The 13,050-nt window shown below is 71.6% G+C and carries 10 protein-coding genes and 1 pseudogene; 4 read left to right on the top strand and 7 right to left on the bottom strand.

Features of this window, described 5'->3' with window-relative positions:
- A partial coding sequence (locus GTY56_RS35980; RefSeq protein ID WP_161369474.1) for a serine/threonine-protein kinase occupies positions 1 to 1,200 on the bottom strand: 1,200 nt, incomplete at its 3' end.
- A gap of 172 nt (positions 1,201 to 1,372) precedes the next feature.
- Between GTY56_RS35980 and GTY56_RS35975 the strand changes: the two genes are divergently transcribed.
- Positions 1,373 to 2,416 (top strand): serine hydrolase domain-containing protein, encoded by a 1,044-nt coding sequence (locus tag GTY56_RS35975; protein WP_161369473.1) that lies wholly within the window; start codon positions 1,373 to 1,375, stop codon positions 2,414 to 2,416.
- Between the two features lie 107 nt (positions 2,417 to 2,523).
- Here the strand turns inward: GTY56_RS35975 and GTY56_RS35970 are convergent, their stop codons facing one another.
- The gene (locus tag GTY56_RS35970; RefSeq protein ID WP_161369472.1) at positions 2,524 to 4,230 is read right to left on the bottom strand and encodes an FAD-dependent oxidoreductase; all 1,707 of its coding nucleotides are present in this window, start codon (positions 4,228 to 4,230) and stop codon (positions 2,524 to 2,526) included.
- A 269-nt stretch (positions 4,231 to 4,499) separates the two neighbouring features.
- Between GTY56_RS35970 and GTY56_RS35965 the strand changes: the two genes are divergently transcribed.
- The gene (locus GTY56_RS35965; protein WP_161369471.1) at positions 4,500 to 5,708 is read left to right on the top strand and encodes a nucleotide sugar dehydrogenase; all 1,209 of its coding nucleotides are present in this window, start codon (positions 4,500 to 4,502) and stop codon (positions 5,706 to 5,708) included.
- Between the two features lie 544 nt (positions 5,709 to 6,252).
- Here GTY56_RS35965 and GTY56_RS35960 read toward each other — a convergent pair.
- The 4 genes from GTY56_RS35960 to GTY56_RS35945 form a co-directional block, all read right to left on the bottom strand.
- Positions 6,253 to 7,377 (bottom strand): GuaB3 family IMP dehydrogenase-related protein, encoded by a 1,125-nt coding sequence (locus tag GTY56_RS35960; RefSeq protein ID WP_161369470.1) that lies wholly within the window; start codon positions 7,375 to 7,377, stop codon positions 6,253 to 6,255.
- Positions 7,378 to 7,480: 103 nt separating this feature from the next.
- Complete coding sequence (gene guaB, locus GTY56_RS35955) at positions 7,481 to 8,986, bottom strand: IMP dehydrogenase (protein WP_161369469.1); 1,506 nt, start codon at positions 8,984 to 8,986, stop codon at positions 7,481 to 7,483.
- A gap of 153 nt (positions 8,987 to 9,139) precedes the next feature.
- Positions 9,140 to 9,727: a sigma-70 family RNA polymerase sigma factor gene (locus GTY56_RS35950; RefSeq protein ID WP_161369468.1), complete on the bottom strand. Its 588-nt coding sequence runs from the start codon at positions 9,725 to 9,727 to the stop codon at positions 9,140 to 9,142.
- A gap of 484 nt (positions 9,728 to 10,211) precedes the next feature.
- On the bottom strand, positions 10,212 to 10,823 hold the full coding sequence (locus GTY56_RS35945) for a response regulator transcription factor (RefSeq protein WP_003948568.1): 612 nt from the start codon (positions 10,821 to 10,823) through the stop codon (positions 10,212 to 10,214).
- A 380-nt stretch (positions 10,824 to 11,203) separates the two neighbouring features.
- Between GTY56_RS35945 and GTY56_RS35940 the strand changes: the two genes are divergently transcribed.
- Positions 11,204 to 11,533: a WhiB family transcriptional regulator gene (locus GTY56_RS35940; protein ID WP_004927066.1), complete on the top strand. Its 330-nt coding sequence runs from the start codon at positions 11,204 to 11,206 to the stop codon at positions 11,531 to 11,533.
- Positions 11,534 to 11,597: 64 nt separating this feature from the next.
- Here the strand turns inward: GTY56_RS35940 and GTY56_RS35935 are convergent, their stop codons facing one another.
- The gene (locus GTY56_RS35935) at positions 11,598 to 12,494 is read right to left on the bottom strand and encodes a LysR substrate-binding domain-containing protein (protein WP_161369467.1); all 897 of its coding nucleotides are present in this window, start codon (positions 12,492 to 12,494) and stop codon (positions 11,598 to 11,600) included.
- A gap of 82 nt (positions 12,495 to 12,576) precedes the next feature.
- Here GTY56_RS35935 and GTY56_RS35930 point away from each other — a divergent pair.
- A pseudogene (locus GTY56_RS35930) lies at positions 12,577 to 12,987 on the top strand (hypothetical protein).
- Positions 12,988 to 13,050 lie beyond the last annotated feature (63 nt).

The following is a 13,050-nucleotide window of genomic DNA, read 5'->3' as shown; positions in this document are numbered from 1 at the left end:
GGCGGCGGCCGAGCCCGACCGCGCCGCGGGCGCACCCGCGGCCCCGCCCCGGCCGGCACCGCTGTCCGACGCCGCGGAAACCGTGTCCGCCGCCGGGGAAGCACCCTTGCCCGCCCCGGACTTGCCGCCGGATGCGGCACTGGCGGCCGACCCCGCGGCAGCCGTCCCCGCGGCGGCCTTGCGCACGGAACGCAGCGCCCCGCGCAGCCGCTCCCCGGCCTCCTCGCCCCGCTTGCCCCCGGAGCGGGACGAACCGCCCTTGCCCGAGGACCTGTCCGGCTGCGCCGGCAGCGGCACGACCTTCGTGGCGTCCAACGGCTCCGGCTCGGCCGTCTCGGGCGCGCGCAGCACCGAGTTCAGCATCGCCCGGGCGCCCGCGTCGTCCAGCCGCTGCGCGGGGTCCTTCATGAGCAGCCCGTGGATGACGTCCTTCAGCGGACCCGCGTTCTTCGGCTCCTCCAGCGGCTCGGTCATCACGGCCGTGAGGGTCGCTATGGCCGACCCCTTGTCGTACGGCGGCGCGCCCTCCACCGCCGCGTACAGCAGCCCGCCGAGCGACCACAGGTCGGCCGCCGGGCCCGGCTTGTGCCCGCGCGCCCGCTCCGGGGAGATGTAGGAGGGCGCGCCGACGAGCATGCCGGTCGAGGTGATGGACGGGTCACCCTCGACCTGGGCGATGCCGAAGTCGGTGAGCACGACCCGGCCGTCCTCGGCGATCAGCACGTTCGACGGCTTCACGTCACGGTGCAGGATGCCCTCGCGGTGGGCGGACCGCAGCACGTCGAGGACGGCGAGCCCGACCTCGGCGGCGCGCTTCGGTTCGAGGAGGCCGTCCTCCCGGATGACCTCGGCGAGCGACTTGCCCTCGACGAGCTCCATCACGATCCAGGGCCGGTCGTCCTCCTGGACGACGTCGAAGACCGTCACGGCGCTGTTATTGCGGATCCGCGCGATCGCCTTGGCCTCGCGCAGCGTCCGCGTGATCAGCCGCCGCTTCTCCTCCTCGTCGATGTTCGACGGGAACCGCAGCTCCTTGACGGCGACCGTCCGCCCGAGGGTCTCGTCCTGGGCCCGCCACACGGTGCCCATGCCTCCACGGCCGAGCACCTTGCCCAGTCGGTAACGCCCCGCGAGGAGACGCTCCCTGTTGTCCTGACGAGTGTCCTGACGAGATGTGCCCGCCCGCTCCGCCTCCGACATGCGTCCCCTCATACAACCCGCCCTGACAGAGCCTCCATTGTCTCTCACCCGACAAGTGCCCGGCGCCCAGGGGCCCCCTGGCGAGAACCGGCGCGTCCGCCCCCCCGGCAACCCGGGTGCGGCCCGCCCCGCGCGACCTTGCATGATGGGCCCTGACCAGGGAGGAGCCCGCATGCCGCCGTTTCGGACATTGCTGGCACTGCCGGTGGCCGCCGCCCTGTTCGGTCTGCCGCCGGCGGACTCCTCCGCCCTCTCGATGCCGCCCACCGACGCGGTGCTGCCGCTGCTGGTGACCCAGGGCAGGGCCCCGGCCGCGGCCCTGCTGGCCCGGGAGGGCACCACGACCCGCTATGCCGGCACCGGGCCGGGTATCGCCCGGCCGGACCATTTCCGCGCCGGAAGCATCACGAAGACGTTCATCGCGACGGTCGTGCTGCAACTGGCTGCCGAGCACCGGCTGTCGCTGTCCGACACGGTGGAGCAGCACCTGCCGGGTCTGGTGCGAGGAGCGGGCAACGACGGCCGCGCGCTGACCCTGCGCTCCCTGCTCACCCACACCACCGGACTGCACGACTTCACCACTGACACCGAGGGAACGGCCCCCGTCACACCTCGTCAGGCGCTGAACATCGCCCTCACCCATCCCCCGGCCGAACGCGGCCGCTTCGCCTACTCGAACACCAACTACGTCCTGCTCGGCATGGTGATACAGCAGACCACCGGCCACTCGTACGCCACCGAAGCCGAGCACCGCATCATCACCCCTCTGCGTCTGACGGGCACCTCCTTCCCCGGATCCCGCTCCTCGCTGCCCTCTCCGCACGGCCGCGCCTACGCCGCCGACGGAACCGACGTCACCGAACTCGACCCGCGGGTGGCCGGAGCCGCGGGTGAGCTGGTGACCACACTGGCCGACCTGGACCGCTTCTACGGGGCCCTGCTCGGCGGCCGGCTGCTGCCCCCGCACTGGCTGCGCGAGATGCTCGACACCCGTGCCGCACACGGCGCGTACGGCATGGGGCTGCTCCCCGAGAAACTTCCGTGCGGCACGACGGTGTGGGGGCACAACGGGCACATATCCGGCAGCTACGTGCGCACCGCAGCCACCGTCGACGGACGGCGTGTCCTCACCTTCCGCGTGAACACGGACGCGATCGCAGATCCCGGTCTCGAATCGGCCTTACTCACTGCCGAGTTCTGCCCCCGCACCTCGTAGAACGACCCGGCTCCGAACGGAGATCCCGTCTCCCGACACTCGTTCGGGTGATGTCCGGGACGGCCCGGCAGGGCAACGGCCCTGCCTCGACCACGGGACCGGCAGGATCACAACGGCACGATGTCCGGCGCCCCCAGCCGCGCCGCGTCCGCCGTCAGGTCGTCGGGCTGCCGCTGCGACTCCCGCTCGGCCTCCACCCGCTTCTGGTAGTGCTCGACCTCGCGCTCGATCTGGTCCTTGTCCCAGCCGAGCACCGGCGCCATCAGCTCGGCGGCGTCGCGTGCGCTGCGGGCGCCCCGGTCGAACGTCTCGATCGAGATGCGCGTCCGCCGCGTCAGCACGTCGTCCAGGTGCCGCGCCCCCTCGTGGGAGGCCGCGTACACGATCTCGGCGCGCAGATAGTCGTCGGCCGCCGCCAGGGGCTCGCCCAGCGACGGGTCCTCCGCGATGAGCGCGAGAAGCTCCTCGGTCATCGTCCCGTAGCGGTTCAGCAGGTGCTCGACCCGCACCACGTGAAGCCCGGTCCGGGCGGCGATCCGCGCCCGCGCGTTCCACAGCGCCCGGTAGCCCTCGGCGCCCAGCAGCGGCACGTCCTCGGTGACGCACTCCGCGACGCGCATGTCGAGCCCGTGCACCGCCGCGTCCACCGCGTCCTTGGCCATGACCCGGTACGTCGTGTACTTGCCGCCGGCCACGACGACCAGCCCGGGCACCGGGTGTGCCACCGTGTGCTCGCGCGACAGCTTGCTGGTGGCGTCCGACTCGCCGGCGAGCAGCGGCCTCAGGCCCGCGTACACGCCCTGGACGTCATCCCTCGTGAGCGGTACCGAGAGCACGGAGTTCACGTGTTCCAGCAGGTAGTCGATGTCCGCGCTGGACGCGGCGGGGTGGGCCTTGTCGAGGTCCCAGTCGGTGTCCGTGGTGCCGACGATCCAGTGCCGGCCCCAGGGGATGACGAACAGCACCGACTTCTCCGTGCGCAGGATCAGGCCGGTCGTGGAGTGGATCCGGTCGCGCGGCACGACCAGATGGATGCCCTTGGACGCCCGGACGTGGAACTGGCCGCGTTCGCCGACCATGGCCTGGGTGTCGTCCGTCCACACGCCGGTGGCGTTGACCACCTGCTTGGCGCGGATCTCGTACTCGCCGCCCCCCTCCACGTCCTGCACCCGGGCGCCGACGACCCGCTCGCCCTCCCGCAGGAAACCCGTCACGCGGGCGCGGTTGGCCGCCTCCGCGCCGTACGCCACGGCCGTGCGCACCAGGTTCGTCACGTACCGGGCGTCGTCCATCTGGGCGTCGTAGTACTGCAAGGCCCCGACCAGGGCGTCCTTCTTCAAGCAGGGGGCCACGCGCAGGGCGTGAGAGCGCGTCAGGTGACGGTGCGTCGGCAGGCCCCGGCCGTGCCCGCGCGCCATGGACATGGCGTCGTACATGGCGACGCCCGACCCGGCGTAGAACCGCTCCCAGCCCTTGTGCTGCAACGGGTACAGGAACGGCACGGGCTTCACCAGATGCGGGGCGAGCCGCTCCAGCAGCAGGCCGCGTTCCTTCAGGGCCTCGCGGACGAGTGCGAAGTCGAGCATCTCCAGATAGCGCAGGCCGCCGTGGATGAGTTTGCTGGACCGGCTCGACGTGCCGGACGCCCAGTCACGCGCCTCGACCAGGCCGGTGGACAAGCCCCGCGTCACGGCGTCGAGCGCGGTGCCCGCACCGACCACGCCTGCACCCACCACCAGCACGTCCAGCTCGCGCTCGGCCATAGATGCGAGTGACTCGGCGCGCTGCGCCGGTCCGAGTGTCGCTGTCCTCACCGCTGCCTCCCGCTCATCGGTCGCGCCGGCCGCACCCGTCGGGCGAGGCCCCGTCCGTATCCCCCTGCCCAGATTCTGACCGGGTTGCCCGACTTCAGCCACCACGGGCCCGCAGCCTGTGGACAACGCTCACGGAACACTCACCGAAACTCGGCCGAGCAATCCCGCATATCGGTCATATTTACTCCTAGTCTGACATTGCGCTCGCCCGTCCTGTCCACAGGGCTTGCGCACCTGTCCCACTTCGGCTATCGGGAAGGACGGCCGCCATGCCCGCAGATCTCGCCGTCATCGGACTCGGCCCGTACGGCCTGCCCCTGGCCCAGGCCGCCGTCGCCGCCGGCATCCCCACCATCGGCTACCGGACCGGACCCGAGGCGGGCTCGCTCAGCCCCGCCGAACTGCGCCGGATGCTCTCGGGGGGCTTCCGGCCGACCACCGACCCGGCCGAGCTCGGCCGGGTGCGCACCGCGGTCATCTGCGCGCCGACCCCGCCGGGCGCGGACGGCGGGCTCGACCTGAGCCAGCTGGAGGCGGCCGCCCGCACCCTGGCCGCCCATCTGCGCCCGCACACCACAGTGATCCTGGAGTCACCCGTGTACCCGGGGACGACTGAGGAATTCCTGCGTCCGCTTCTGGAGGACGGCTCCGGTCTGCGCGCCGGGCGCGACTTCCACCTCGCGTACTCCCCCAGCCGGGTCGACCCGGGCAACCGCGACGTCACGCCCGCCACCACCCCCAAGGTCATCGGCGGCCTCACACCGGCCTGCACCGAGTCGGCGGCCGCGTTCCACGCACGGCTGACCGACAAGGTGGTACGCGCGCGTGGACCCCGCGAAGCGGAGACCGTGCAGTTGCTGGAGACCAACTACCGGCACGTGAACATCGCCCTCGTCAACGAGATGGCCGTCCTCTGCAACGACCTGGGCGTCGACCTCTGGGACGTCGTCCGCTGCGCGGAGACCAAACCGTTCGGCTTCCAGGCCTTCCGCCCGGGCCCCGGCGTCGGCGGCCACTCCGTCCCCCAGGACATGACCGCCGGCGGCGGCCGCGGCCTGCGCATGGTGGAACTGGCCCAGGAGGTCAACAACCGCATGCCGGGCTACGTCGTCCAGCGCGCCGCCGCGCTCCTCAACGAACACGGCAAGTCGGCCCGGGGCGCCCGCGTGCTCCTGCTCGGCGTCACGTACAAGCCCGACCTCGCCGACCTCCAGGGCACTCCGGCCCGGGAGATCGCCCTGCGCCTGAGGGAGCTGGGCGCCTCGGTCAGCTACCACGACCCGTACGTCCCCTCCTGGAGCGTCCTCGACCACCCCGTCCCGCGCGCGGACTCCCTCTACGAGGCAGCCGCCGACGCGGACCTGACCATCCTGCTCCAGCAACACCGGACGTATGACCTCCAGGGCCTGTCGGTGAAGGCCCAGCTGCTGCTCGACACACGGGGGGCAGCTCCTACGGGGGCGGCGCATCGGTTGTGAAGGGGGGCGCGCGGGGTGCGTGAGCCCTGGGGACTGGTGGCATGCGGAACGCCGCGTGGGTACCTTACGGACACAGGTGGAGCCCACCGCAGCGGTCACTGCGGCAGGCTCCTGGATGGATCACGGAGTGTCCGCCCCTAGGCTTCTTGGGGGCGGCCGCTCACCATCCGAAAATCCGCAAGATCCACCTCCTCCGGCACTGCACCATCCGAAGACGGAGTCGGTCCCAGCAGGTGGGCTTGCGGTGGCGTCCCATGGGCGCCCCCCTCCACGACGCCGCCCCTTGACCCGGTAGACGGCACGTCGGAATCGGGCCGGGCCCCGAGGGCGGGGTCCGGACCATGTCCTTGGAAGGGGGCACCCAGAAGAACCTGGGCGCCGATCAAGGACACTAGCGCCTCGAAACCACCCTCAACGGGGCCGAACGGCCCGAAAGCACCCGTGCGCCCTCCAACGGCAACACGTGCCCCTTCACGCCCACTTGGGCACGCAAAAGGGCCCGGCCACTCCCCCGAGTGACCAGGCCCTTCTCCGTCGGAACGGACTACCGCGAGTGCTGCGAGTCCGCCACCGTCACCTCGACGCGCTGGAACTCCTTGAGCTCGCTGTAGCCGGTCGTGGACATGGCGCGGCGCAGGGCGCCGAAGAGGTTCATCGAGCCGTCGGGGGTGTGGGACGGGCCCGTGAGGATCTCCTCCAGGGTGCCGACCGTGCCGAGGGCGACCTTCTTGCCGCGCGGCAGCTCCTCGTTCACGGCCTCCATGCCCCAGTGGTGGCCCTTGCCCGGACCGTCGGTCGCACGGGCCAGCGGCGAGCCCATCATCACCGAGTCCGCGCCACAGGCGATCGCCTTGGGCAGGTCGCCGGACCAGCCGACACCGCCGTCCGCGATCACGTGCACGTACCGGCCGCCCGACTCGTCCATGTAGTCGCGGCGCGCCGCGGCCACGTCGGCGACCGCCGTCGCCATGGGGACCTGGATGCCGAGCACGTTGCGCGTGGTGTGCGCGGCGCCCCCGCCGAAGCCGACGAGCACACCGGCCGCGCCGGTACGCATCAGGTGCAGGGCCGCCGTGTACGTGGCGCAGCCGCCGACGATCACCGGGACGTCCAGCTCGTAGATGAACTGCTTGAGGTTCAGCGGCTCGTGCGCGCCGGAGACGTGCTCCGCCGAGACCGTCGTACCGCGGATGACGAAGATGTCCACGCCCGCGTCGACGACGGCCTTGGAGAACTGGGCGGTGCGCTGCGGGGAGAGCGCGGCGGCGGTGACGACACCGGAGTCGCGCACCTCCTTGATGCGCTGCCCGATCAGCTCCTCCTTGATGGGGGCCGCGTAGATCTCCTGCAAACGGCGGGTCGCGGTCTCCGCGTCCAGACCGGTGATCTCGTCGAGCAGCGGCTGCGGGTCCTCGTAGCGCGTCCACAGGCCTTCGAGGTTCAGCACGCCGAGGCCGCCGAGCTCGCCGATGCGGATCGCGGTGGCCGGGGAGACGACCGAGTCCATGGGGGCGGCCAGGAAGGGCAGCTCGAAGCGGTAGGCGTCGATCTGCCAGGCGATCGAGACCTCCTTCGGGTCCCGCGTACGGCGGCTGGGGACGACGGCGATGTCGTCGAAGGCGTACGCCCGGCGGCCGCGCTTGCCGCGCCCGATCTCGATCTCAGTCACGTCTGTGGCCTTTCCCTGATGCGTTGCAGCGTCTTCCAGTATCGCCGACGGGCACGGCGAGGGCGGCCCCGGATGCTCCGGAGCCGCCCTGGGAGGCCGGCCGCTACTTGCTGCGGCTGTAGTTCGGTGCCTCGACCGTCATCTGGATGTCGTGCGGGTGGCTCTCCTTGAGGCCCGCGGAGGTGATCCGGACGAAGCGGCCCTTGGTCTCCATCTCGTCGATGGAGGCGGCGCCCACGTAGCCCATCGTCTGGCGCAGGCCGCCGACGAGCTGGTGCAGGACGTTGGCCAGGGGGCCGCGGTAGGGCACCTGGCCCTCGATGCCCTCGGGCACGAGCTTGTCGTCGGAGCCGACCTCGGCCTGGAAGTAGCGGTCCTTGGAGTACGACTTCGCCTGGCCGCGGGACTGCATGGCGCCGAGCGAGCCCATGCCGCGGTACGACTTGAACTGCTTGCCGTTGATGAACTGGAGCTCGCCCGGGGACTCCTCACAGCCGGCGAGGAGGCTGCCCAGCATCACGGTGTCGGCACCGGCGGCGAGGGCCTTGCCGATGTCGCCGGAGTACTGCAGGCCGCCGTCGCCGATCAGCGGGATGCCCGCCGGACGGGCCGCGAGGGACGCCTCGTAGATGGCCGTGACCTGCGGGACGCCGATACCGGCGACCACGCGGGTGGTGCAGATCGAGCCGGGGCCCACGCCCACCTTGATGCCGTCGACACCGGCGTCGATCAGCGCCTGGGCGCCGTCACGCGTGGCGACGTTGCCGCCGATCACGTCGACGCCGACGCTCGACTTGATCTTCGCCATCCAGCTGAGGGCGTTGCTGTTGTGGCCGTGCGAGGTGTCGACGACCAGGAAGTCCACACCGGCGCCGGCGAGCGCCTGGGCGCGCTCCAGTGCCTCGGGGCTGGCGCCCACGGCCGCACCGACGAGCAGCCGGCCCTCGGAGTCCTTCGCCGCGTTGGGGTACTGCTCGGCCTTGACGAAGTCCTTGACCGTGATGAGGCCCTTGAGGATGCCCGCGTCGTCGACCAGCGGAAGCTTCTCGATCTTGTGGCGGCGCAGCAGCTCCATGGCGTCGGCGCCGGAGATGCCGACCTTGCCGGTGACCAGCGGCATCGGCGTCATGACCTCGCGCACCTGACGGGTGCGGTCGGTCTCGAAGGCCATGTCGCGGTTGGTGACGATGCCGAGCAGCTTCTTGTTGCCGTCGGTGACCGGGACGCCGCTGATGCGGAACTTGGCGCACAGGGCGTCGGCCTCGGCCAGCGTGGCGTCGGGATGCACCGTGATCGGGTCGGTGACCATGCCGGACTCGGAGCGCTTCACCAGGTCGACCTGGTTGACCTGGTCCTCGATGGAGAGGTTGCGGTGCAGCACGCCGACGCCGCCCTGGCGGGCCATCGCGATCGCCATGCGGGACTCGGTCACCTTGTCCATCGCCGCGGAGAGCAGCGGGATGTTGACCCGGACGTTGCGGGAGATGCGGGACGAGGTGTCGACCGCGTTGGGGAGCACTTCGGATGCACCCGGCAGCAGCAGCACGTCGTCGTAGGTCAGCCCGAGTGTCGCGAATTTACCGGGCACTCCGTCGACGTTGGCAGTCATGACACCTTCCCCAAATGGCCTTGATCGGTGCGGATGTCCATGCTAACGGGAAGCGGGGCTGTCTCATTCCACGGTTCCGCCTGGCTCCGGGCTTCGTATGTTCGTACGGAAGCGGCGCACCGCCTGTTCAACTGAGGGGTTCTTCAAGCAGGGCTACTGCTCGGCCAGTGCCCGCAGCCGGCTCAGTGCCCTGTGCTGCGCCACCCGGACCGCCCCGGGTGACATTCCCAACATCTGGCCGGTCTCCTCGGCCGTCAGCCCCACCGCGATGCGCAGCAGCAGCAGCTCCCGCTGGTTCTCGGGGAGGTTGGCCAGGAGCTTCTTGGCCCATTCCGCGTCGCTGCTGAGCAGGGCGCGTTCCTCCGGGCCGAGGGAGTCGTCCGGGCGCTCGGGCATCTCGTCGGAGGGCACGGCCGTCGAGCCGGGGCCACGCATCGCCGCGCGCTGGAGGTCGGCGACCTTGTGCGCGGCGATGGCGAAGACGAACGCCTCGAAAGGGCGGCCGGTGTCCCGGTAGCGGGGCAGTGCGAGGAGCACCGCCACGCAGACCTCCTGCGCGAGGTCCTCCACGAAGTGGCGTGCGTCGCCCGGAAGGCGGGACAGACGGGTGCGGCAGTAGCGCAGGGCCAGGGGGTGGACGTGGGCGAGCAGGTCGTGCGTCGCCTGCTCGTCCCCGTCGACGGCGCGGTGGACGAGCGCACCGATCGCGCCCTGGGCAGGGGCCGCCTCGTCGTCACGCATCGGTCCATGGTGCCTTGCGGCCGCCGGCTCCGCGGCACCGCTCCCGTTGTTGTGCACCGAAGCGTTATGAGCAGGTGCGCCGGCACTCATCCCCTGCGCCCTCCCCTTCCGCTCGACCGACTCGTCCCCGAGGAACTCCACACCCTCAAGGATGCGGCATCCGCGGCGAAACGAGCAGCGGGCACCCGGCGAACCCCCGGCCCACCCGCGCCCACCTGGCTTTCCCTGCCCTCACCAGGCCCGCTGGGGCCTGCCGTTCGAATCACCCCGGAGAGGTGGGTCCTCGCCTGCGCCCTCCCGGGCTCTCGGCCTCGCCCGGGCCGGGGCAGATCCCTGACGGCGCTGTCGCCGACCGCCGGCTCCGGTCCACGCGGGCGCGGCTCGCGCGGGGGCATCCGGGTGCCCCCGCCCTCCGGTCCCGGCCGGAGACCGCGCGTCGAAACCGGCCCGGTCCGAAGAACGGGCGTGATCCGAACGACAGGCCCTAGCGCACCAGACCCCACCGGAAACCGAGCGCCACGGCGTGGGCCCGGTCCGAGGCGCCGAGCTTCTTGAACAGGCGCCGGGCATGCGTCTTGACGGTGTCCTCGGAGAGGAACAGCTCGCGGCCGATCTCGGCGTTCGAACGGCCGTGACTCATGCCTTCGAGGACCTGGATCTCACGCGCCGTGAGCGTGGGGGCCGCGCCCATCTCGGCCGAGCGCAGCCGGCGCGGGGCGAGCCGCCAGGTCGGGTCGGCCAGGGCCTGGGTCACCGTCGCGCGCAGTTCCGCGCGGGAGGCGTCCTTGTGCAGATAGCCGCGGGCACCGGCGGCGACCGCGAGGGCCACGCCGTCCAGGTCCTCGGCGACGGTGAGCATGATGATGCGCGCACCGGGGTCGGCGGACAGCAGCCGCCGGACCGTCTCGACGCCGCCCAGTCCGGGCATGCGTACGTCCATCAGAATCAGGTCCGAGCGGTCGGCCCCCCAGCGGCGGAGGACTTCCTCGCCGTTGGCCGCCGTCGTCACGCGCTCTACGCCGGGCACGGTCGCGACCGCACGACGGAGCGCCTCTCGGGCAAGCGGGGAGTCGTCGCAGACGAGGACGGATGTCATGACCGCCCTCCGCAGCTGATGCGCGTCACCTTGAGCCTCCAGGCTGGTACGAAATCGTCACCTGTGCGGTCGACCGTCTCGGACGCCCGCCCGAGCGCTTGTTCCTTCAACCGCCTCGCACTCTCAACGACGGTCACTCGAAAGAGTTACGGGGGCGGCTGCCATCTTCGGCACTCTACGTGAGGGGGCGGACACGGTGCAGATATGCGCAGCAGACCCTCGAACTTTCATCACAACCTATGCCCCATTCAGACCCATTTCTTCCGCTTTGCCAGTGTCTGGAGCTAGATTCGCAATGAGTCATATTTTCATCTCCTTAGATCGTAGTTGTACGGTCGTAGACACCGGATCCGCCCAGAACGGCTACAAGGGGTCACGTAATGGCAGATTTCTCCCGCCTTCCCGGACCGAACGCGGACCTGTGGGACTGGCAGCTGCTGGCTGCCTGTCGCGGCGTGGACAGCTCGCTCTTCTTCCATCCGGAGGGTGAGCGCGGTGCGGCGAGGAGCGCTCGTGAGAACTCGGCCAAAGAGGTCTGCATGAGGTGCCCGGTACGCGCCGAGTGCGCCGCCCACGCCCTGGCGGTGCGAGAGCCGTACGGCGTGTGGGGCGGGCTGACCGAGGACGAGCGCGAAGAGCTGATGGGGCGGGCGCGCAACCGGCTGGTGTCGGCGTCGGCATCGGGCGGGCACACCGCCTCGAACAACTGAAGGAACGTTTCTGCGAACGGGCACGCGCACGCGTGCCGTTGGTTTTTGGGACGCGCGGGCCGCGCTAGCGGCGAGCGGCCCGGGCCAGCTGATCGAGCGTCGCCGCAACGGCCGGGACCTGTGCGAGGTCGGGCAGGGTGAGCGCGACGATCTCCCGGCGCACCGCCGGTTCGAGGCGAACGGTGCGCACACCCCGGGGCCGTACCGACTCGACGGCCAGCTGGGGCAGCACGGCCACGCCCAGGCCCGCGCCGACGAGGCCGACGACGGCCGGGTAGTCGTCGGTCGCGAAGTCGATGCGCGGGGTGAAGCCGGCCGCCGCGCACACTTCGACCAGCTGTCCGCGGCAGCGCGGGCAGCCCGCGATCCACGGCTCATCGGTGAGCTCGCCGATGGCGACGGACTCCGCGCCCGCGAGCCGGTGCCGCTCCGGGACGAGCGCGACGAGCCGGTCCGACAGCAGCGGCCGTACGACGAGGTCGTCCCACTCCTCCGCGCCCGCCGCCCCCTCGTAGCGGAACGCGAGCGCCACGTCGCAGTCGCCCTCGCGCAGCAGCCCGACGGAGGCGGGCGGCTCGGCCTCCTCCAGGGAGACGCGGGTGCCCGGGTGCGCCTCGCGCAGCGCGGCGAGGGCCGTGGGGACGAGGGTGGAGCTGCCACTGGGGAAGGAGACGAGCCGGACCCGGCCCGCGCGCAGCCCGGCGATGGCGGCGACCTCCTCCTCGGCGGCCGTGAGCCCGGCGAGGATGCCGGCGGCGTGCCGCACCAGGGCCTCGCCGGCCTGGGTCAGGCGCATCTCCCGTCCGGTGCGGATCAGCAGAGGTGTGCCTACGGAGGTTTCCAGGGCCTTCATCTGCTGGCTGACGGCGGGCTGGGTGCAGCCGAGCTCGCGGCCGGCGGCGGAGAAGGAGCCGGTGGTCGCGACGGCACGCAGGACGCGGAGATGACGGGCTTCGATCACCCTTCGAGGATAAGTCACCCTTTGACATCGCTGCCGATGATGCGTCGACGCTTTGGGAACCGGTTCGCCGCACCAGGCGGGCATGAGGCTTCTGGTGAAGCCGGGCCACGCCGACACCGACGACGCGGAGGGCGTGACCGGGTTCGACAAGCGGCCGGTCGACGGGCCGGTTCGGGGGCCGGGCCCGGGCCCAGGGGCGTCGGCGGCAGCGGACTGGCCGGTGACGCGGTGTGCAGGCTGGAGCACCACGGCGGCGACGGCCAGACGGTGTAGGCCCGAGCGGCTCACGCAGCGGGGTACCCCGGGTGCCTGTCTGCGGATGATCGTGCCCGGGGAGATCCGCGCGGGCGATGCCGTCGAGATCGTGCACCGGCCCGGCCACGACGTGACGAACGAGCGGACGCTGCTGCCGCACCTGCCGGCCGCGGGCGAGGCCCTGCACCCGGTGGTGCTGCGGACGGCTCGGGAGCAGGAGGAGAGGTGCGGGGCCTGATGGCCGCTCACCACGCCTGTCTCCACGGACCCTTCACCACGGACGGCCCCACGGGGAAGCGGA

This window comes from Streptomyces sp. SID5643 (assembly GCF_009872555.1).
Lineage (GTDB): Bacteria > Actinomycetota > Actinomycetes > Streptomycetales > Streptomycetaceae > Streptomyces > Streptomyces iakyrus.
Note: the sequence above shows the minus strand (reverse complement) of the source record. Positions and strands in the feature narration are given on the sequence as shown.

What these genes read in the sequence shown, in the direction of transcription:
- GTY56_RS35965 (WP_161369471.1), top strand. Translation starts at nt 4,500, where the DNA reads ATGCCCGCAGATCTCGCCGTCATCGGACTCGGCCCGTACGGCCTGCCC.
- guaB (WP_161369469.1), bottom strand. Translation starts at nt 8,986, where the DNA reads ATGACTGCCAACGTCGACGGAGTGCCCGGTAAATTCGCGACACTCGGG.
- GTY56_RS35975 (WP_161369473.1), top strand. Translation starts at nt 1,373, where the DNA reads ATGCCGCCGTTTCGGACATTGCTGGCACTGCCGGTGGCCGCCGCCCTG.
- GTY56_RS35945 (WP_003948568.1), bottom strand. Translation starts at nt 10,823, where the DNA reads ATGACATCCGTCCTCGTCTGCGACGACTCCCCGCTTGCCCGAGAGGCG.
- GTY56_RS35940 (WP_004927066.1), top strand. Translation starts at nt 11,204, where the DNA reads ATGGCAGATTTCTCCCGCCTTCCCGGACCGAACGCGGACCTGTGGGAC.
- GTY56_RS35950 (WP_161369468.1), bottom strand. Translation starts at nt 9,727, where the DNA reads ATGCGTGACGACGAGGCGGCCCCTGCCCAGGGCGCGATCGGTGCGCTC.